Annotated in this window: 19 protein-coding genes; 5 read left to right on the top strand and 14 right to left on the bottom strand. The window is 70.1% G+C overall.

The window, feature by feature from the left end:
- Positions 1–335: 335 nt before the first annotated feature.
- Positions 336–896, bottom strand: coding sequence for a 16S rRNA (guanine(966)-N(2))-methyltransferase RsmD (gene rsmD, locus IED13_RS13195; protein WP_191124434.1), 561 nt, complete (start codon positions 894–896; stop codon positions 336–338).
- A 3-nt stretch (positions 897–899) separates the two neighbouring features.
- Positions 900–3,095 (bottom strand): pseudouridine synthase, encoded by a 2,196-nt coding sequence (locus IED13_RS13190; RefSeq protein ID WP_191124433.1) that lies wholly within the window; start codon positions 3,093–3,095, stop codon positions 900–902.
- 162 nt (positions 3,096–3,257) lie between these two features.
- On the opposite strand from IED13_RS13190, the gene IED13_RS13185 reads away from it, so the two are divergent.
- Positions 3,258–3,686, top strand: a complete 429-nt coding sequence (locus tag IED13_RS13185) for a nucleoside deaminase (RefSeq protein ID WP_191124558.1) — start codon at positions 3,258–3,260, stop codon at positions 3,684–3,686.
- A 129-nt stretch (positions 3,687–3,815) separates the two neighbouring features.
- Here the strand turns inward: IED13_RS13185 and IED13_RS13180 are convergent, their stop codons facing one another.
- The gene (locus IED13_RS13180) at positions 3,816–4,067 is read right to left on the bottom strand and encodes a hypothetical protein (protein ID WP_038360843.1); all 252 of its coding nucleotides are present in this window, start codon (positions 4,065–4,067) and stop codon (positions 3,816–3,818) included.
- Positions 4,068–4,172: 105 nt separating this feature from the next.
- A complete protein-coding gene (locus IED13_RS13175; RefSeq protein WP_191124432.1) occupies positions 4,173–4,916 on the bottom strand; it encodes a sulfite exporter TauE/SafE family protein in 744 nt (247 codons plus the stop codon).
- Between the two features lie 105 nt (positions 4,917–5,021).
- On the opposite strand from IED13_RS13175, the gene IED13_RS13170 reads away from it, so the two are divergent.
- Complete coding sequence (locus IED13_RS13170; RefSeq protein ID WP_191124431.1) at positions 5,022–5,771, top strand: ArsR/SmtB family transcription factor; 750 nt, start codon at positions 5,022–5,024, stop codon at positions 5,769–5,771.
- Here IED13_RS13170 and IED13_RS13165 read toward each other — a convergent pair.
- The 3 genes from IED13_RS13165 to purD form a co-directional block, all read right to left on the bottom strand.
- Positions 5,731–6,606, bottom strand: a complete 876-nt coding sequence (locus IED13_RS13165) for a patatin-like phospholipase family protein (protein WP_191124430.1) — start codon at positions 6,604–6,606, stop codon at positions 5,731–5,733. The genes IED13_RS13170 and IED13_RS13165 overlap by 41 nt on opposite strands.
- Before the next feature lie 27 nt (positions 6,607–6,633).
- Positions 6,634–7,548: an alpha/beta fold hydrolase gene (locus IED13_RS13160; protein WP_191124429.1), complete on the bottom strand. Its 915-nt coding sequence runs from the start codon at positions 7,546–7,548 to the stop codon at positions 6,634–6,636.
- 144 nt (positions 7,549–7,692) lie between these two features.
- Positions 7,693–8,970 (bottom strand): phosphoribosylamine--glycine ligase, encoded by a 1,278-nt coding sequence (gene purD, locus IED13_RS13155; RefSeq protein ID WP_191124428.1) that lies wholly within the window; start codon positions 8,968–8,970, stop codon positions 7,693–7,695.
- A gap of 231 nt (positions 8,971–9,201) precedes the next feature.
- Between purD and xseA the strand changes: the two genes are divergently transcribed.
- Positions 9,202–10,809: an exodeoxyribonuclease VII large subunit gene (xseA, locus tag IED13_RS13150; protein ID WP_142020129.1), complete on the top strand. Its 1,608-nt coding sequence runs from the start codon at positions 9,202–9,204 to the stop codon at positions 10,807–10,809.
- A gap of 162 nt (positions 10,810–10,971) precedes the next feature.
- On the opposite strand, the gene IED13_RS13145 is transcribed toward xseA, so the two are convergent.
- Entirely contained in the window at positions 10,972–11,817 is an 846-nt protein-coding gene (locus IED13_RS13145) for a dienelactone hydrolase family protein (protein WP_191124427.1), read from the bottom strand.
- 76 nt (positions 11,818–11,893) lie between these two features.
- Here IED13_RS13145 and IED13_RS13140 point away from each other — a divergent pair, with 76 nt between their 5' ends.
- Complete coding sequence (locus IED13_RS13140; RefSeq protein ID WP_038360852.1) at positions 11,894–12,115, top strand: DUF2093 domain-containing protein; 222 nt, start codon at positions 11,894–11,896, stop codon at positions 12,113–12,115.
- On the opposite strand, the gene lpxK is transcribed toward IED13_RS13140, so the two are convergent.
- From lpxK to IED13_RS13115, 5 genes are all read right to left on the bottom strand, one after another.
- The gene (lpxK, locus tag IED13_RS13135; RefSeq protein WP_191124426.1) at positions 12,086–13,162 is read right to left on the bottom strand and encodes a tetraacyldisaccharide 4'-kinase; all 1,077 of its coding nucleotides are present in this window, start codon (positions 13,160–13,162) and stop codon (positions 12,086–12,088) included. The two genes, IED13_RS13140 and lpxK, sit on opposite strands and share 30 nt — an antisense overlap.
- The gene (locus IED13_RS13130) at positions 13,162–14,466 is read right to left on the bottom strand and encodes a 3-deoxy-D-manno-octulosonic acid transferase (RefSeq protein ID WP_112762932.1); all 1,305 of its coding nucleotides are present in this window, start codon (positions 14,464–14,466) and stop codon (positions 13,162–13,164) included. The genes lpxK and IED13_RS13130 overlap by 1 nt, the downstream gene beginning before the upstream one ends.
- On the bottom strand, positions 14,463–15,215 hold the full coding sequence (locus IED13_RS13125) for a lysophospholipid acyltransferase family protein (RefSeq protein ID WP_191124425.1): 753 nt from the start codon (positions 15,213–15,215) through the stop codon (positions 14,463–14,465). Before IED13_RS13125 ends, IED13_RS13130 begins: the two co-directional genes overlap by 4 nt.
- Before the next feature lie 81 nt (positions 15,216–15,296).
- Positions 15,297–15,539 (bottom strand): DUF4170 domain-containing protein, encoded by a 243-nt coding sequence (locus IED13_RS13120; protein WP_038360861.1) that lies wholly within the window; start codon positions 15,537–15,539, stop codon positions 15,297–15,299.
- Positions 15,540–15,627: 88 nt separating this feature from the next.
- Positions 15,628–16,452, bottom strand: a complete 825-nt coding sequence (locus IED13_RS13115) for a 3'(2'),5'-bisphosphate nucleotidase CysQ (protein WP_112762930.1) — start codon at positions 16,450–16,452, stop codon at positions 15,628–15,630.
- A gap of 248 nt (positions 16,453–16,700) precedes the next feature.
- On the opposite strand from IED13_RS13115, the gene IED13_RS13110 reads away from it, so the two are divergent.
- Positions 16,701–17,222, top strand: a complete 522-nt coding sequence (locus IED13_RS13110; protein WP_112762929.1) for a DUF6101 family protein — start codon at positions 16,701–16,703, stop codon at positions 17,220–17,222.
- On the opposite strand, the gene ubiA is transcribed toward IED13_RS13110, so the two are convergent.
- Entirely contained in the window at positions 17,219–18,217 is a 999-nt protein-coding gene (ubiA, locus tag IED13_RS13105) for a 4-hydroxybenzoate octaprenyltransferase (protein WP_191124424.1), read from the bottom strand. The genes IED13_RS13110 and ubiA overlap by 4 nt on opposite strands.
- Position 18,218: the final 1 nt, after the last annotated feature.

Below are 18,218 nucleotides of genomic sequence, written 5' to 3'. Positions count from 1 at the left end.
CGCCGATGCCGGGCTACCGGCTCTGTGCGTAGCCCTCGACATACCTCCATCGTCCGCTGTCGCGCCCATTGCCACCGGGAACGCGGGGCTGATTTTCGTTGAAGCCCGCCTTTCCGACGGGCGTTCCCAGCCGCGCGAGCGCACGCATCATGCGCTCACCGGCGAGATTGCTGGCGATCCTGCTTTGGCGCAGCCGAGCGGCTCGCGCCCGGTCTTGTATCGATGAGAGAAGGGGCATCCGTGCGTGTGATCTCCGCGACGGATACGGAGCTTAAGCACGTCAGCGGGGCCGGGGATAAAGTCGCCGCCAACCCCCGCTCAGCGCTTCGCGCGGGTTACAAGGCCCGGAGCATCACCACCTGCGTCTCGCCATAGGCTCGCCGCTCGAGCTCTTCGAAACCCTCCGGCAAGACAAGCTCGGCATCCGCGGCCTCTTCCAGCACGACGAGCGCGTCCTTTTCCAGCCAGCCGCCATCGCGGGCCGACGCCAGCGCCTTCTCGCCCAGCCCCTTGCGATAGGGCGGGTCGCAGAAGACGAGGCCGAAGGGCGCCATGCCGGTGATCGGCCCGAGCTTCGTCGCATCGCGGCGGAAGATCCGACTGAAGCCGGCCAGCCCCAGCGCCATCTGGTTCTCGCGGATCAGGCCGCGCGCTTCGGTGCCGTCATCGACCAGCAGCGCGAAGCCCGCCCCGCGCGAGAGCGCCTCGAAGCCAAGCGCGCCCGTGCCGGCGAAGAGGTCGAGCACGCGCGCACCCTCGACCGCCTCGTCATAGGCATGGACGAGCACGTTGAAGAGGGATTCGCGCAGGCGGTCCGAGGTCGGCCTGATGCTGCCGATCCCCGGTTTCGGGCCGGCCAATGGCCGGCCGCCGAGACGTCCGCCGACGATCCGCATCGCTTAGTCGCGCTTGCCTCGCGGGCCGCCGGGACGCGGGCCCTTGCCGCCGCCAGGACGTCCGCCGCCGCCCGGCTTGCCGCCGAACGGGCGCGCGCCGAACGGCTTGCCGCCGCCGCGCTCGCCGCTGCTGCGCCCGGCCGGGCGTTCGGAGGAGCGGGCGCCGAAGCTCTTCTCGCCGCCGCCGGGCCTGTCGCCGAAGCTGCGGCCGCGCGGCTTGTCGCCGGCCGGCCGTTCGCTGAAGCGGCGGGCAGGGCGCTCGGCGCCGTCACGCGGCGCGCGCTCGGGGCGTTCGCCGCGCGGCGCGCGGTCCTGCCAGGGGCGCTCATCGGAGCGGTCGCGTCCGCCGGCCTCCTCGCGTGGGCGCCGCGCCGGCCTGTCGCCGCCGCTGCGCTCGAAGGAGCGCGGCGCGCGATCCTCGCTGCCGCGCTCGTTGCGGGGCTTGCGGTCCGGCCTGCGCCGGCTCTCCGGTTGGGCGGTTTCCTCGCGCGGCGCGGCGCTGATGCGCTCGACCAGCACGCGCCGGCCCTTGGGGTCGGCGATCGCCTTGTCGCGCTTGCGCGCGACCGTGCCGGTCGCCTCGCGGCTCTCGCGTTCCAGCTTCGGATCGGCGCCGCGCCGGGGCGGCGCCTTGCGCTCGCGCTGCGGCGCGGCCTCGGCGTCGCGCCAGACGGTTCGGGTCCAGGGCTTGTCGCCGCGCGGGAGCTGGCGTGGGCTCTCGTCGTCGCGGCGGGCTTCGTCGCGACGTCGACGCGGACGATCGTCCCCGGCCGGGGCGCGGGGCGGCGCGGTCGGCAGCATGTCGCGGCGCGGCGCCTCGAAATCGGCACCGGCCTTGGCCGCGAGCTCGATCCCGAGCTGGTCCTGCAGCACGCGCGAGCGGATTTCCTCGACCTCGCCTTCCGCGATCTCGCCGAGCTGGAAAGGCCCGAAGGAGATGCGGATCAGCCGGTTCACCGCGAGCCCGAGATGTTCGAGCACGGTCTTGACCTCGCGGTTCTTGCCCTCGCGCAGATCGACGGTCAGCCAGGTGTTGAAGCCCTGCTGGCGCTCGAAGCGGGCGATCACCGGCCCATAATGGATGCCGTCGATCTCGACGCCGTCCCGAACCGTGTCGAGCTTGTCCTGCGTGACTTCGCCGAAGGCGCGCACGCGATAGCGCCGGAGCCAGCCGGTCTCGGGCAGCTCCAGCACCCGCGCCAGCCCGCCATCATTGGTGAGCAGCAGGAGCCCTTCGGTGTTGATGTCGAGCCGGCCGATCGAGAGCACGCGCGGCAGGTCTTCCGGCAGCGCCTCGAACACGGTCGGGCGGCCTTCCGGGTCGAAGTTGGTGGTCACGAGGCCGCGCGGCTTGTGGTAGAGCCAGAGCCGGGTGCGCTCGCGCGCCGGCAGCGGCTCGCCATCGACCAGCACGACGTCGGTCGGCTTGACGTCGAGGGCGGGGCTTTCCAGCACCGTGCCGTTCACGCTGACGCGGCCCTCGGCGATCATCGCTTCGCTGTCGCGCCGCGAAGCGACGCCGGCGCGCGCCATCACCTTGGCGATCCGCTCCGGCTCCTGCGCTGCGATCAGCTTGCCTTCCGTGGGCGCCTCCTCGCGCGGGCGGCGTGGCCGGTCCTCACGATGGGGCTCGCGCTCTGCCCGTTGCGGGCGCGGACGCTCGAAGCGCCTTTCGCCGTCGCCGGTCTCGTTGCGGCGCGGCGGGCGGCCGAACCCGCCCCGTGCCGGACGCTCCGCCCGGTCTCCCGCCTCGCCGCGCGCGCGGAAGGGGCGTTCGGCGTGACGTTCGCCGTCGCGCTCGCTGCGACGGGGGCGGTCCTCGCCGGTGCGTTCGCGGAAGGGACGGGCCCCACCCTCGGGCCTGAACCGCGCGGGCCTGTCGCCTGCGGGGCGCTCGGCGCGCGGGGCGCGACCTTCGGCCGGCTTGTCGAAGCGGCGGGCAGGGCGCTCAGCCCCCTCCGAATGGCCGCGAAACGAGCGGCGCTCGCCGGCTTCGCCAAAGCTCTTGCGCTCGGCGCCGTCGCGGGCCGGCGCGCGACCCTCGCCGCTGCGGCCAGCCGGGCTCCTGCTTCCCGGGCCCTTGCCACCGAAGCTCTTGCCGCCGAAACCTTTGCCACCGAAACCTTTGCCGTCGCCACGGCCGCCGGCTCCGCCGCCCTTGCGGGGGCCGCGGCCTCTGCTGTTGTCGTCGTCTTTCATGACTGCTCCTGAGCCCGGCCTTTGCACATCCGCTTTGCGGGAAGGGCCTGGCTCGCTTATTCGCTATGACCGGCGCTTGTAGCAGAGGCTTTTCCTCGCCGCGAGCGCCAAAGCTGGGGTTTTTCGATGTCTCTGTCGCAAGCACCTTCCGTGACCGATGCCATGACGCAGGCCTTCGACGAGGCGCGCGCGGCCGCCGCACGTGGCGAGGTGCCGGTCGGCGCGGTGGTGATGCGCGACGGCGCGGTGCTGGCCCGCGCCGGCAACCGCACGCTGGAGCTGAAGGATCCCACCGCCCATGCCGAGATGCTGGCGCTCAGGCTGGCTTGCGAAGCGATCGGCAGCGAGCGTCTGATCGGCTGCGATCTCTACGTCACGCTCGAACCTTGCCCGATGTGCGCGGCGGCGATCTCGTTTGCCCGCATCCGGCGGCTTTATTTCGGGGCGGCTGATCCCAAGGGCGGGGCCGTCGAGAACGGCGTCAGGCTCTATGAGAGCCCGACCTGCCACCATCAGCCCGAAATCTATGGTGGCCTGCGCGAGAGCGAGGCGGCGGCGCTGCTGCGGGAGTTCTTCCGCGAGCGGCGATAGCCGATGCGCCAGAACCTCCCGTCATTCTCGGGCGGCGCGAAACGACGACCCGAGAATCGCGTGCCGAGAGGGCATTGGTTTCCGAGATGCTCGGGGCAAGCCCGAGCATGACGCCCCGCGAATTCCCGCTCAGGTATCGGACGAGGTGATGCCGAACTTCTGGGCGAGCTGGGTGCGGTCCATGCAGGAGACGTCATAGGTCACCTGCCGCCCCTTGAACTCGGGGCGCTTGCCGAATTCCTTGGTCATGGTGCGCGTGATGTCGTCGATGCGCGCCTCGCAGGCCTGCGCGGTGGTGAAGTCCATCTCGCTGATGCGTGAGGTGGTGCAGTGCGGCTCTCCCGAGACGCAGGCCATGATGACCATGGTGAAGGCATCCATAGCGGGGCATGCTCCTGTCGCTTCGGGTTGAGGCTGCGCTGATAGGGTTAGCGAGCGGTTAACGGCAGGCGAAGCGGCAGGGACAGCCAAGCAAGATACGCGCCGTCAGGCAAGACCACGCCAGCAGAGATAGGCGCCCAGCGCCAGCAAGCCTGTGAAGAAACAGATTTTGAAGGTCGCGGGCGAGATGCGGTTGCGGACGAACTGACCGGCACCCATTCCCACGAGAGCGGGGATCAGCGCGAGCAGAGATTGCCACGCCACCGTCATGTTGAGCGCGCCGGCCCCGATCAGCCCGAAGGAGAGCGCCAGCGTCGAGACGATGAAGGAGATGCCGAGCGCCTGCACCAGCTCGTCCTTGTCGAAGCCGAGGGCCTGCAGATAGGGCACGGCCGGCAAAACGAAGACGCCGGTCGCGGCCGTGACGACGCCGGTGACGAAGCCGATGACCGGCCCGAGCCAGACCTCCCAGCCGGGCGGCACGCGCAGCTTCGCCGCCTTGAGGCCGACCAGTGCGTAGAGAATCAGCGCCGCGCCGAGCCAGAGCGTCGCGCTGCCGTCCTTCTGCTGCTGCAGCAGGCCGGCGCCGGCCCAGGTGCCGAGGCAGATGGTGGCGAGCATCGACCAGAGCCGGCGCAATGTCGCGACGAGCTTCGGCCCGGTCGCGATCTGCCAGCCATTGGTGACGAGATTGGGGACGACCAGCAGCGCGGCGGCCTGGGCCGGAGCCATGACGACGCCGAGGATGCCGACCGCGATGGTCGGCAATCCCAGCCCGATCACGCCCTTGACGAAGCCGGCGAGCACGAAGGTCGCGGTGACGAAGAGGAGGAGAGCCGTGTTGTCCATGTCCCGCTTCTGGCATTCCGGGGCAGGTCTGTCTCGGATCGATACTACGGCCCTGACCGTAGCGTCCTGGCTTGCGGCGGCGCGCGAACGGCGCATCATGGTGCCATGAGTGCACAAGGTCCCTATCTCGCGGAGATCGCCCATCTGATGGGCGATCCGGCCCGCGCCAACATGCTGCACGCGCTGATGGATGGCCGGGCGCTGACGGCGAAGGAACTCGCCTGGCTCGCCGGCGTCGCGCCGCAGACGGCGAGCGGCCATCTCGCCAAGCTGATGCAGGGCGGCTTGCTCGCCGTCGCCGCGCAGGGGCGCCATCGCTATTACCGCCTTGCCGGGCCGGAGGTCGCGACGGCGCTGGAAGGGCTGATGGTGCTGGCGAATATGGAAGGAACGACGCGTCGCCTGCCGTCCCGCGTCGGGGCCGAGCTGAGCTTCGCCCGCACCTGCTACGACCATTTCGCCGGCCGGCTCGGCATCGGCATTCACGATGCGCTGATGACGGGGGGGCATCTCGCTGCCAGCGAGGGAGGCTATGCGCTGACCTCGTCGGGCAAGGCGATTTTCGCCCGGCTCGGCGTCGAGCCCGGCCAGAGCGGCAAGACCCGCCGCGCGGCGCTTCGCCCCTGCCTCGACTGGAGCGAGCGCCGGCCGCATCTCGCCGGCCATCTTGCCGCCGCGCTCGCCTGCCGCTGCTTCGAGATGGGCTGGACGCGCCGCCGCAAGGACAGCCGCGCCGTGACGCTGACGGAGGAGGGGCGCGCGATGCTCGAAACCGCCTTGCCCGGTTTCCGCTGCGATGCGCCCGAGCCTTCCGTCAGCCCGCTGCGGCGAGAGCCCGTTCCAGCGCTCGCTTGACCTCGTCCTTGACCGGCTCGGCGGCGGCGAGGATCGCCTTCGCCTTGAAGAAGTCGAGCCCGCCGATCCCGTCGAGCCCGCTGCGGATCAGGATGTCGGGCGGCTGCCGCTCGACCATGCGCTGCACCAGCGTGCGGGTCAGGATCTGCGAGGCGCCGACGATCGTCTCCATCGCACCGGGAATGCGGCCGTCGCTCGTGGCAAGCGGCGGCGCGCTGACATCGATCGCCAGCACGATCCGGCCGGGCGCCAGCAGGCGCTCATAGGGCAGGGGATTGATCGCCCCGCCATCGATCAGCACATGCCCCCCGAGCGCGACCGGCCGCACCAGCCCGGGAATGGCGAGCGAGGCGGCGACCGCCGGCGTCAGCGGCCCCTCCGACAGCGTCACCTCGACATGGCGGTGGTAATCGGCCGCCGTCGCGCTGAAGGGGATGGCGAGTTCCTCGAAACGGTCGGGAACCGCCTCCGGCCAGAACAGGTCGAGCAGGCGTTCGCCATCGATCAGGGCTGGATTGCCGAGGCCGCGCACCAGATCGGCGAGCTTGCCGATGCGGGCGTCGAGCAGTTTCGCAACCACGCGGGCCCGGTCGCGGAAGCTGCCGAGCACATGCTCGCGCAAGGCGGAGCCCGGGATGCCGGCCGCATAAGCGGCACCGATGATCGCGCCGATCGAGCAGCCGGCGATCAGCGAAGGCTTCACGCCGAGCTCGTCGAGCGCTTCGAGGACCGGAATCTGGCTCAAGCCCCGCGCGCCACCGGCGCCGAGCACCAGCGCGAATTCGCCGGCAGGCTTCGCGGCTTCGGGTCGGTGGGCGGCGTGGCGCGGCGACATCAGCCGAATCTGGCCATTGCCGTTCGCTCAGGCAAGCGGCTGCGCGAGGAACGGCTTCAGCGCGGCGAGCGTCGCCTGCGGATTCTCTTCCGGCAGGAAATGGCCGCTGTCGATCGCTTGCCCTTGCGCCTGCGGTGCGAAGGTCTCGTGCCAGATCTCAAGCGGGCTTGCGCCCTTGGCCGGGATGCCGGCCTCGCCCCACAGGATCAGCGTCGGGCAGAGGATGTGCTTGCCTGCGGCGAGATCGGCCTTGTCATGCGCGATATCGGTGGTGGCGCCGGCCCGGTAATCCTCGCAGGACGCGTGGATGCGTGTCGGGTCGCTGAAGGATTCGGCGTAGGAGCGCAGCGCCAGCGGGTCGAAGAGGTCGAGCTTCTTCGCCCGGCTCCAGCTGGCGATGGTGTGGTCGAGCCAGCCGACCGGATCGGCCTTGAGCAGGTTTTCAGGCGTCGGCTCGGGCTGGGCGAGGAAGGTCCAGTGATAGACCTGCATGGCACGCGCCGCGTCCATGCCCTCCCACATCGAGACGGTCGGCAGGATGTCGAGCAGCGCGAGCCGCTCGACCCGGCCGGGATGGTCGAGCGCGAGGCGATAGGCGACACGCGCGCCGCGATCATGCCCGATCACGCCGAAGCGCAGATGGCCGAGCGCCTGCATCACCGCGACGATGTCCTCGCCCATGCCGCGCTTCGTGTAGGTCGCTGCCCCGCCATCGCCATGCGGCGCGGCCGACCAGCCATAGCCGCGCAGGTCAGGGCAGACGACGGTATGCGTCTTCGCCAGCTCCGGCGTGATCTTGTGCCATTCGGCATGGGTCTGCGGAAAGCCGTGGATCAGCACGAGCGGCGGCCCTTCGCCGCCGACGCGGGCGAAGATCTTGCCGACCGGGCCGTCGACCCAATGGGCCTTGAAGCCGGGAAACAGGCTGTCGATGTTGCTCATGGCTGCGCCCTTGCCGTGGCGGCGGAGACGATGTCCGTCCGGCCGAAATCCTCCCCCTTGTAAAGCAGGGGAGCGTTCAAGGATTTGGCAAGAGCGTAGGAGAAGCAATCGCCGAGATTGAGGCGTGCGGGGTGCCCGGTTTTGTCAGGCTTGCTCGCGCTTCACCGCCTGCCAGCCGATGTCGCGGCGGCAGAAGCCCTCCGGCCAGTCGATCAGGTCGACGGCCTGATAGGCTTTCGCCTGCGCCTCGCGCACGCTCTTGCCCAGGCCGACCACGTTGAGCACGCGCCCGCCATGGGCGACGAGCTCGCCCTCCCTGAGCTTCGTGCCGGCATGGAAGACGAGGACGTCGTCCAGCGCATCCGCCTTCTCGACGCCGCGGATGACGCTGCCGGTCTCCGGCTTGCCGGGATAGCCCTTCGCGGCGAGCACGACGGTCAGCGCCGCCTCTTCCGCCCAGCGCAGGTCGAAGGAGCCGAGCACGCCGTCGCAGGCCGCGAGCAGGGCCGGCACGATGTCGCTCTTGAGGCGCGGCATCAGCACCTCGCATTCGGGGTCTCCGAAGCGGACATTGTATTCGATCAGCTTCGGCCCCTCGGCGGTGATCATCAGCCCGGCGAAGAGCACGCCCTGGAAGGGCATGCCGCGCTTGGCCATGCCGACGAGCGTCGGCCGGATGATCTCGGCCATGACGCGCTCTTCCATGGCGGGCGTCATCACGGGGGCGGGCGAATAGGCGCCCATGCCGCCGGTATTCGGCCCGGTGTCGCCGTCGCCGACGCGCTTGTGGTCCTGCGCCGAGGCGAGCGCCAGCGCATTGGTGCCGTCGCAGATGGCGAAGAAGCTCGCCTCCTCGCCGATCATCCATTCCTCGATCACGACCTCGGCGCCGGCGCTGCCGAGACCGCCCGAGAACATCATGTCGATCGCTTCATTGGCCTGGTCGAGCGTCTCGGCCATCACCACGCCCTTGCCGGCGGCGAGGCCATCGGCCTTGACCACGATCGGCGCGCCCTGGCGGGCGGCATAGGCCTTGGCGGTGTCGGCGCTGGTGAAGCGGCCGAAAGCGGCGGTCGGGATGTTGAACTGGGCGCAGAGCTCCTTGGTGAAGCCCTTCGAGCCCTCGAGCTGGGCTGCGGCCTTCGAGGGGCCGAACACCTTGATGCCGGCGGCCCTGAGATCGTCGGCGATGCCGGCGACCAGCGGCCCTTCCGGGCCGACGACGACAAGGCCGATGGCCTGAAGATGGCAGAAGGCGACGACCGCGGCATGATCGGCGATATCGACCGCAACGTTCTCGCCGCATTGCGCGGTGCCGGGATTGCCCGGCGCGATGAAGAGCCGCTCGCAGAGCGGCGAGGCCGATATCGCCCAGGCGAGCGCGTGTTCGCGGCCCCCCGAACCGATCAGAAGAATCTTCATGCTGGCTCCCATCCGCATTGGCGGGTTTGTGAGCCCTCATCCTGAGGAGCGTTCCGGAGGAACGCGTCTCGAAGGATGCTCCAGCGCCCCCTGGACCATCCTTCGAGACGCCGCTGACGCGGCTCCTCAGGATGAGGGCTGAGGTCGGCCGAAAGGATCCTTGCGCAATACCTGCCCGGCGCGGCGACGGCAACGCTTCTGCTCGTCGGGTCCGCCCGCTATGGTCCGGCCATGAACAGCGAATCGACCGTTCCCACAGGCAATGCGCCCGAATGGACCGTCTCGGACCTCTCCGGCGCGCTGAAGCGCACCATCGAGGATTCCTTCGGCTTCGTGCGCGTGCGCGGCGAGATTTCCGGCTATCGCGGCCCGGTCGCCTCGGGCCATGTCTATTTCTCGCTGAAGGACACCAACGCCAAGATCGACGCGGTGATCTGGAAAGGCGTCTTCGGCCGGCTGAAGACGCGTCCGCAGGATGGGCTGGAGGTCATCGCCACCGGCAAGATCACCACCTTCGCCGGCAAGTCGAGCTACCAGATCGTCATCGATTCGCTGGAGCCGGCCGGCATCGGCGCGCTGATGGCGCTGCTGGAGGAGCGGCGCAAGCGGCTCGCTGCCGAGGGCCTCTTCGCCGAGGAACGCAAGCAGCTCATCCCCTATCTGCCGCGCGTCATCGGCGTCGTCACCTCGCCGACCGGCGCGGTCATCCGCGACATCCTGCACCGGCTGGAGGATCGCTTTCCCCGCCATGTCCTGGTCTGGCCGGTGCGCGTGCAGGGCGAGACCAGCGCCGCCGAGGTCGCCAACGCCATTACCGGCTTCAACGCTCTCCCCGAAGGCGGACGCATCCCTCGCCCCGACGTCATCATCGTCGCGCGCGGTGGCGGCTCGCTCGAAGACCTGATGGGCTTCAACGAGGAGGCCGTGGTCCGCGCCGCCGCCGCCTCGACGATCCCACTGGTCTCGGCCGTTGGTCACGAGACCGATACGACGCTGATCGATTTCGCCGCAGATCTGCGTGCGCCCACCCCGACCGGCGCGGCCGAGAAGGTCGTGCCGGTCCGCGCCGAATTGATGGCGCTGGTCGCCGACCTCGCCCGCCGGCATGGCGGCGCCATGCGCCGGCTCTCGGATCGGCGTCGCAGCGATTTGCGCGCCCTGGCGCGCGCGCTTCCGGGGCCGGAGGCGGTGCTCTCCGCTCCGCGCCAGCGGCTCGACCTCGCGGCTACGCGGCTCGCTCCCGCGCTCGCCCGCAACGCCCGCGCCCATGAACAGGCCCTGCAGGGTCTGGCGCGCCGGCTCGAGGCCCGCTCGCCGCGCATCGCGCTCGCCCGGCTGCGCGCCCAGCTCGACGGTTTCGCGCGCGTGCTGGCCGCCGCGCGCGGCAACGCGATCACGAGCGAGCGCACCCGCATCGCCCATGCCCGCGACCGGCTGGCGACGCTCGAAGCGCGAGCGCGCAACGCCTTCGGCCAGAGCCTGATCCAGCGTCGCGAGCGCGGCAACCTGCTCGCCGACCGAGCCACGCGCGCTTTCGCGCAGGGGCTGCATCGCCGGCAGGACCGCCTCGACTCGCTCTGGACGCTGATCCGTTCGCTCGGCCCCGAAGCGGTGCTCGCCCGCGGCTATGCGCTGATCCGCGACGAGGCCGGCGCGCTGATCCGCAGCGTCACCCAGGCGCAGGCGGGCCAGGCCTTGACCGTCGAGGTCAGCGACGGCCGCTTCGGCGCCGTGGTGTCCGGGAGCGGCGGAACCGCACCGAGGCCGCAGCCCCGTCCGGCGCGCAAGGAGGCGCCGCGATCGGAGCCGCCGAAATCCGCTCAGGGCGATTTGTTCTGACAGGCCGTTGGAAAGCCTAGAGCTGTCATCCCGAGGAGCCGCGCAGCGGCGTCTCGAAGGATGCTCCAGATGGCTCCGGGGCTTCCTGAAATATCCTTCGAGGCGCCATTTCCGGCGAAATGGCTCCTCAGGATGAGGGCTGAGCGGTCCGCATGAAGGGAATCAAGGTGCCTTCAGGAAGGCGTCGACGCGCTTGAGCGCATCCTCCCGCGCGGCCGGGTTGGTGCCGACCATCACCTTGCCGGTGCCATTGGCGGAAAAGGCGACGTTCTCGCGCTCCTTCACCTCGAGGCGGGGATGATCGAAATCATGGACCGCGCCGGGATAGGTCACGAATTCGACCTTCTCGCCGCGCGCCTGCGCCGCCTTGGCGAGGTAGCCGCAAGGGGCGGCCGGCGTCCAGTCATCGGCCTCGCCCATCAGGATCAGCAGCGGCATCCGCACGGCAAAGCTCGGCGATTCCGACTGGATGCGGCAACCCGGATAGAAAGCGATCGCCCTTGTGAAATCCGGCATCTGGTCTGCCGGCTGCCTGTCCTTGCGGATGGCGGTAAGCACCGTCGAGCCGCCGCCGGACCAGCCGATCAGGGAGAGCTGGCCGGGCCGGATGTCGTTGCGCTGCAGCAGCCAGAGGCGGGCGGCCATGGTGTCGGCGACCCGCTCGCGCCCGGCCCGGACGGTGAGATCCTTCACGCCGCATTGCGAGGCGAGCCCGCGCGAGCCATAGCTGTCCGGCATCAGCACGGCGAAGCCCGCATTGGAGAGCCGTTCGCCCCAATCCAGATGGCGCAGCGAGAGCTTGCCTTGCTCGCGCCACAGACCGCCGCAACCATGCAATGCGACGACCGCCGGAAACGGCCCCGGCCCCGGCGGGCGGAAGAAAACGCCGTCGAGATGGCCGCCGTCCATCGCGATGGAGACACGCTCATAGCCGCCGGCATGGACCGCCGAGGTTGCAAGCAGAACGAGACACACCACACGCGCCAGCAGGCGCAGGACACTGGACATCGCCGACCGGAAAATGACACCGCGCAGTGATTATCCCGGCTTTCCGTTTCGCAATCAATGATTTAATACGATTTTGATGAATATCAGCGAGCGCCTTCCCACTCCCGCTCCCGAAGCGGTCGTCGATTACGGTCACGGCGAATTCCGCGTGATCAAGCCGGGCGGCTTCGTGCGCTGCGCCGTCACCGGCGCGCCGATCCGCCTGGACGATCTGCGCTACTGGTCGGTGGAGTGGCAGGAAGCCTATGCCTCGCCCGAGGCCGCCCTGCTAAGGCTGCGTCGCGCCGGCCGCGGCTGAGGGCGTTTCCAGCAGCTTTGCGATCTGCTCCGGCGCGTCGAAGACCAGCCTGACAGGCAGCACGCTTAGCCGCTGCCTTTCGCTCTGCGGCCAGAGCGCCGCCAGCTTGGTCATGTCCTTTTCGGTGGTGGCGACAAGCAGGTCGCCTGACCGCGCTTGCGCGATGATGCTGGTGACATCCGATGCCGAATAGGCATGGTGGTCGCCGAAGGCCCGTTCGACCGCGACGGTCGCGCCGATGGATTCCAGCGTGGCACGGAATTTCTCCGGCCGGCCGATGCCCGAGAGCGCCAGAACCTTCCGTCCGCGCAGCGTCCCGGCGATCTGCCCGTCGGGTTCGAGCCGCGCCGCGATGACCGCCTTGCCCTGCCTTGCGGCCGCCTCGGCGACGCGCGCGCCTGCCGCTCCCGGTCCGATCACGATCACCGCATCGGTACAATCGAGCTGGCCCGCCAGCGGTGCCCGCAGCGGCCCCGCCGGCAGGCTGAGGCCGTTGCCGACGCCGCTCGCGCCGTCGACGACCGCCAGCCGCAACTGCTTGGCGAGCGCCGGGTTCTGCAAGCCGTCATCCATGACGATCACGCTCGCGCCGCGGGTACGGGCCAGCGCCGCGCCGGCGATGCGGTCGCGGGCGATGACCGTGCGGGCATGGCCTGCCATCAGCACGGCCTCGTCGCCGACCTCGGTGGGGCCATGCCGCGCGGGATCGACCTCGACCGGGCCGGGCAAGCTCCCGCCATAGCCGCGCATCAGTACGAAGGGCGTCTCGCCGCGCGCGCGCAGCAGCCCGGCCAGCGCGATCGCGGTCGGCGTCTTGCCGGCGCCGCCGGCGATGAAATTGCCGACGCAGACCACCGGCACGCCTGCTTCCGCGCCGGGCCTGCGCATGCGCCGCAGCGTGATCGCGCCATAGACCAGCCCGAGCGGGGAGAGGAGTCGGGCCAGCAGCCCCGGCCGGTCGCGCCACCAGAAGCGCGGCGCACTGAGGCGGGATGCGAAAAAGTGGAAACCGGTTTTTCGCTTGGATCCCGCCTGTGATCCAGACATCAGGGCGCGCTCTCGCGCTGGCCGAGCGCGGCGCGCATCAGGAGCGGCTCGATGGCCTGCAGCGTGCGGTTGATCGCTCCGCCGAGCTCGCTTGCCGTATGCGCCGCCGCGCGCGCCGCTTGCCGGGCGCTGGCCGGGTCGCTCAGCCAGCGATGCACGGCCCCGGCGAGCGCCTGCGCATCGGCGACCTCGCGCGAACCGCCGTCGCTGTCGAAGGCGGCGAAGATCTCGGCATTGTTGTGCACGTAAGGGCCGTGCAGCAGCGCGCAGCCGAGCTTGGCCGGCTCGATCGGGTTGTGCCCGCCGATGCCTTCCACCAGCGAGCCGCCGAGGAAGGCGACCTGCGACAGCCTGTAGAGCAGGCCGAGCTCGTTCAGCGTATCGGCGACGTAGAATTCGACATCGCGTTCCGGGCTTTCGCCGGCGGCGCGGCGCGCGACGCCGACATCGTTGGCCTGCGCCAGCGCCTCGATCTCGGCACCGCGCTGCGGATGGCGCGGGGCGACGATGGTGAGCAGCTTCGGCAGGTGGGATCTCAGCGCGAGATGGGCGGAGAGCACGAGCTCGTCCTCGCCCGGATGCGTGCTGGCGGCAATCCAGACCGGGCGCCCCGTCGTCATGCCGTCGAGGATGGCGAGCGTGTCGGGGTCGGCCGGCGGGGCGGGCACGTCGAATTTGAGGTTGCCGGCGACGCTGACGCGTGGCGCGCCGAGCTGCGCCAGCCGCTCCGCATCGGCCTGCGACTGCGCCAGGCACGCCTCGAAGCAGGAGAGCAGGAAGCGCGCCGCGCGCGGGCGCTTGTACCAGCGCGCGAAGGAGCGTTCCGACATCCGCCCGTTGACCATCACGACCGGGACGCTGCGGCGCTGCGCCTCGATCAGCAGGTTCGGCCAGATCTCGGATTCGCAGATCAGGCAGAGTTCCGGCTGCCAGTGATCGAGGAAGCGACGCATGTAGCGTGGCACGTCGAGCGGGAGATATTGGTGGATGGCGCCGGCCGGCAGGCGCGCCGCGAGCAGCCGCGCCGAGGTCACCGTGCCGGAGGTCACGAGCACGGCGAGCCCGCGCTTCTGGAGCCTGGCGATCAGCGGCAGCAGCGTCACGGTTTCGCCGACGCTGGCGCCGTGCAGCCAGACCAGCGGGCGGTTCGGACGCTTGACGGTGGCGTAGCCACGCCGCTCGGAGAGCCTTTCCGCATCCTCCTTGCCCTGGCGGCGGCGCCATTGCAGCAGTCCGGCCGCCGCCGGTTCGAGCAGGGCGGTCGCCAGCCGGTAGCTTCGGATCAGGGCGCCCTTGCCGCTCATGCCGGCGTCTCGGCCAGAGTTCGCCGGGCTTCCTGCTCGTCGCGCAGGCCGGCGCCGGGATCCCGGCCGCCGACGAGCGCATAGGCGCGGGCATGGACGGCGTCGAGGCTGGCCTGCACGGCGAGCCGCGTCGCCTCCTGCGTTGCCTCGTCGGCGTCGCGCGCGATCGTGATCGGTTCGCCCACCACGATGGCGCAGCGCCCGAAGGGCAGGCCGATCGAGGCACGGTCCCAGCTGTTGAAATCGACGCGGCGGCTGGTCACCACCGCGACGGCGCGGATCGGCCGGCCGGAGGCGCGCGCCAGCGCCACGATGCCAGGCCCCGCGACGCGGGCCTGCTTCGGGATATCGGCCGTCAGCACCATCGAGACGCCGGCTGCGAGCCGCTTCACCATGGCGAGGAAGGCGCCGGCGCCGCCCTTCTCGCGCACCTTCCGGCGGCCGCGTGCGCCCGAGCCGCGGATCGAGCCGATGCCGAGTTCGCGCAGCGCCACGGCGTTGAAGCCGCCATCGCCATGGCGCGAGACCAGCGAGGCCGCCGGCATCCAATCCGGCCGCGCGAAGGGGATCATGATGTGCTGGCCGTGCCACATCGCATAGATGACCGGCAGCTCCGGCCGGACATGGTCATAGATGTCGGCAGGCTCGAATACGATCCGGTTCGTGCGCCGCACCAGGCGCAGATAGCCGGCCAGAAGCCGGCCGAGCGCTTCCTGCGCCACGCGTGTCTTGAGGATCGAAAAACCCATCTGCCTCTTGTCTCATGCACCGGGCCGAAAAGCGCTTTCGGCTTTCGGCCCGATGCGGAATCGGGAATCGGTATCTCGGCCTCAGGCCTTGGTCGCGTCGGGATCGAGCAGGCGGTGCAGATGCACCACGAAATAACGTGTCTGCGCCTGGTCGACCGTTTGCTGCGCCTTGGCCTTCCAGGCCATATGGGCACTGGCGTAGTTCGGGAAAATACCGACGATGTCGAGCTTCGACAGGTCCTTGAAGGTGACGCCGTCGAGCGAGTCGAGCTCGCCGCCGAAGACGAGATGGAGAAGCTGCTTCTGGTCCGGTTCCGCGCTCATCGTTCTCTCCAGCAGGATTGGTCCGCGCCCCCATAAGCCATCCCGCGCGCGGGCGCGAGCGGGGTGGCCGCGTCTTAGATGAAAAAGTTCAGCTCGGCTGCGGCTGACCGCGCAATTGCTCGAGAGCATTGAGCAAGGGCGCCGCGAGCGCATCGGAGCTGGCGACCAGCATGCCGTGAACCGGCACGGGGCGGTTATAGGTCACCGGCCCGCCATCGCCGCCGCTCAGCCGGCCGCCGGCCTCGCGCAGCACGAGGTCGGCCGCGGCGAGGTCCCAGTCGCGCGCATCGGGCGAGATCAACCCGGCATCAATCGTGCCGTCGGCGATGCGGGTGAGCCGCAAGGCGAGGGAGGGGATCTTGCCGACCGCCTCGAAAGGCTGCACTCGCGCCAGCGCGTCGAGCATCGGCTTCGGCCCGGCGATCCTGGCGCCGGCGAGCGTCCGGCCCGACGAAGCCCGGATGGCTTCGCCATTGCGCTTCGCGCCGCTCCCGGCGATGGCGGTGTAGGTTGCGGCGCAGGCCGGAGCATGCACGACGCCGAGGATCGGCACGCCCTCGTCGAGCAGCGCCACGCAGACGGCCCAGTCCGGCGAGCCGCTCATATAGGCGCGCGTGCCGTCGATCGGGTCGACCACCCAGACGAAGCGGCGCGTCAGGCGCAGCGCGTCGTCCACCGTTTCCTCGGAGAGCCAGGCGGCTTCGGGCAGCAGCGCCGAGAGGCGCACGCGCAGGAAGGTGTCGACGCCGATATCGGCTTCCGTCACCGGCGAGCCGCCGCTCTTGGCCCAGGTCCGCGCGGCGGTCTGCTCTCCCGGTCGGAACAGATCGAGGGCGAGGCTTCCGGCTTCGAGGCAGCTCTCGCTCGCCGCCTTCAGGAGGTCGGCGGCGATGGGTAGCGTGGATGCGCTCATGGCTTCCCTATCGAATGCGAATGCCGCGGTTTCAAGCCGAAAATGCGCCATCGGGCTGAAAGATTCCGTCAAGCATCATGCAGAAAAGGGGCCATCCTGGCCCCGATAGAGCGGAAATCACGCTCCTTTAACCCAACCCCTTAAGCGCTCGGACACGCCTGCGGCACATCCTCACCCGGCAAGCACGAGAGTCCCGCATCCGACAGAGGACTCCGTTGCAGCAGGGATTAGGAAAGGCGTTATTACCGATGGCCAGCGTCACGCCGGTCGCCGGAGAGAGCGGTTTTGTGCCGCATCTCTCCGGTGGGCCGTTCACCACAGCGATCGTCCCCCGCAACCCGATGCCGCGCCAGCCATCGGCGCCGGGCATCGAGCGCGTCGGCTCCGTGCGGATTTTGCGCGCCTCGGCGGGGTGGAGCGGGGTCGCGCTGCGGCTCGCCAATCCGACGGGCGAGGATGAGCGCTTCGAGCTCGCTTTGACGGCCGGCGACGGGCGCTCGATCGTGATCGCCAGCGTCGATCAGGCCGATGCGGTTGCGCTCTGGCGCGATTGCGGTCGCCGCAGCGGCTTGCCGCTGCTGCTCGAATCCGTCGACGGCACGGTGAGCGAGCCGTTTCCGCAGATCGGCCGCGTCGCGCTGGGGCCGGTGCGGATCCGCCGCCGCCATGCCTTCCTGAACGGGCGTCGCCCGCGCTTCCTGACGCGCCGCAAGCCCGGCCGTCTGGCCGATCTGCCGGTCGTCCTCGCCAATGAGCGCTTGGTCGATTAAGCGAAGGCGTGCCGGCTGATCGCGTCGAGCGCCAGCCCCGCGGCGAGCAGCAGCCCGGCATTCCGATTCGAGCGGAACAGCATCAGCGCCTGCGCCGCGCTCGCCCCCTCGATCCGCGTCACCTGCCAGCCGAGATGGGCGACGAAGGCGGCAAAGCCGAGCCAGGCGAAGACACCGCCATTGACCAGCCAGATCGCGATGCCGCTGAGCACAGCCGTCAGGGCGAAGCAGAGCGCGACGGCCTGGCGCGTATGGTCGCCGAAATAGCGCGCGCTTGATTTGATGCCGGCGATGGCGTCGTCCTCGATATCCTGCATCGCATAGATCGTGTCGTAGCCGACCGTCCAGGCGATGGCGGCGGCGTAGGTGAGGTAGGCCGGCGCGTCGAGCCGGCCGAACACGGCGCTCCAGCCGAGCAGCGCGCCCCAGGAGAAGGCGAGGCCGAGCACGAATTGCGGCATGTTGGTGATGCGCTTCATGAACGGATAGATCGCCACGATCGCGAGCGAGGCGAGGCCGAGCAGGACCGTGAAGCGGTTGAACTGCAGCAGCACCGGCAGGGCGGCGAGCGCCTGCGCGACCATGAACAGCACTGCTGCCGCGACCGTGACCTGCCCGGAGGGCAGCGGGCGGCCGCGCGTGCGCGCGACTTCGGCATCGAGCTTGCGATCGATGATGTCGTTGAAGGTGCAGCCCGCTCCGCGCATCAGCACGGCGCCGATCAGGAAGAGCAGGCAGTGCCAGGGATTGGGGTATGGCTGGCCCGCCGCGATCGCGGCCAGCCCCGCCGCCCACCAGCACGGAAGCAGAATGAGCCACCAGCCGATCGGCCGTTCGATCCGCGCGAGCTTGAGATAGGGCCTGATCGCACGCGGCGCGCGCGTATCGACCCAGTGACCGCTCAGCGCGTCGGGGAGGGGGGCATCCGGCAAGGAGGCGCCGGAACGGAGCGCGTCGCGCCCCGGCGTGGGGCCGGCGTGGACAGGGTCCGCCATG

It is taken from the genome of Allobosea spartocytisi (assembly GCF_014764685.1).
GTDB lineage: Bacteria > Pseudomonadota > Alphaproteobacteria > Rhizobiales > Beijerinckiaceae > Allobosea > Allobosea spartocytisi.
Note: the sequence above shows the minus strand (reverse complement) of the source record. Positions and strands in the feature narration are given on the sequence as shown.

Bases quoted from the DNA above. Each gene is read 5' to 3' on its own strand.
- lpxK (WP_191124426.1), bottom strand. From the start codon at position 13,162: ATGTCTGGATCACAGGCGGGATCCAAGCGAAAAACCGGTTTCCACTTT.
- IED13_RS13190 (WP_191124433.1), bottom strand. From the start codon at position 3,095: ATGAAAGACGACGACAACAGCAGAGGCCGCGGCCCCCGCAAGGGCGGC.
- IED13_RS13170 (WP_191124431.1), top strand. From the start codon at position 5,022: ATGAGTGCACAAGGTCCCTATCTCGCGGAGATCGCCCATCTGATGGGC.
- IED13_RS13185 (WP_191124558.1), top strand. From the start codon at position 3,258: ATGACGCAGGCCTTCGACGAGGCGCGCGCGGCCGCCGCACGTGGCGAG.
- IED13_RS13125 (WP_191124425.1), bottom strand. From the start codon at position 15,215: ATGGGTTTTTCGATCCTCAAGACACGCGTGGCGCAGGAAGCGCTCGGC.
- IED13_RS13175 (WP_191124432.1), bottom strand. From the start codon at position 4,916: ATGGACAACACGGCTCTCCTCCTCTTCGTCACCGCGACCTTCGTGCTC.
- IED13_RS13145 (WP_191124427.1), bottom strand. From the start codon at position 11,817: ATGTCCAGTGTCCTGCGCCTGCTGGCGCGTGTGGTGTGTCTCGTTCTG.
- ubiA (WP_191124424.1), bottom strand. From the start codon at position 18,217: ATGGCGGACCCTGTCCACGCCGGCCCCACGCCGGGGCGCGACGCGCTC.
- IED13_RS13115 (WP_112762930.1), bottom strand. From the start codon at position 16,452: ATGAGCGCATCCACGCTACCCATCGCCGCCGACCTCCTGAAGGCGGCG.
- IED13_RS13130 (WP_112762932.1), bottom strand. From the start codon at position 14,466: ATGAGCGGCAAGGGCGCCCTGATCCGAAGCTACCGGCTGGCGACCGCC.
- IED13_RS13140 (WP_038360852.1), top strand. From the start codon at position 11,894: ATGAATATCAGCGAGCGCCTTCCCACTCCCGCTCCCGAAGCGGTCGTC.
- IED13_RS13165 (WP_191124430.1), bottom strand. From the start codon at position 6,606: ATGTCGCCGCGCCACGCCGCCCACCGACCCGAAGCCGCGAAGCCTGCC.
- IED13_RS13180 (WP_038360843.1), bottom strand. From the start codon at position 4,067: ATGGATGCCTTCACCATGGTCATCATGGCCTGCGTCTCGGGAGAGCCG.
- rsmD (WP_191124434.1), bottom strand. From the start codon at position 896: ATGCGGATCGTCGGCGGACGTCTCGGCGGCCGGCCATTGGCCGGCCCG.
- IED13_RS13120 (WP_038360861.1), bottom strand. From the start codon at position 15,539: ATGAGCGCGGAACCGGACCAGAAGCAGCTTCTCCATCTCGTCTTCGGC.
- purD (WP_191124428.1), bottom strand. From the start codon at position 8,970: ATGAAGATTCTTCTGATCGGTTCGGGGGGCCGCGAACACGCGCTCGCC.
- IED13_RS13110 (WP_112762929.1), top strand. From the start codon at position 16,701: ATGGCCAGCGTCACGCCGGTCGCCGGAGAGAGCGGTTTTGTGCCGCAT.
- IED13_RS13160 (WP_191124429.1), bottom strand. From the start codon at position 7,548: ATGAGCAACATCGACAGCCTGTTTCCCGGCTTCAAGGCCCATTGGGTC.
- xseA (WP_142020129.1), top strand. From the start codon at position 9,202: ATGAACAGCGAATCGACCGTTCCCACAGGCAATGCGCCCGAATGGACC.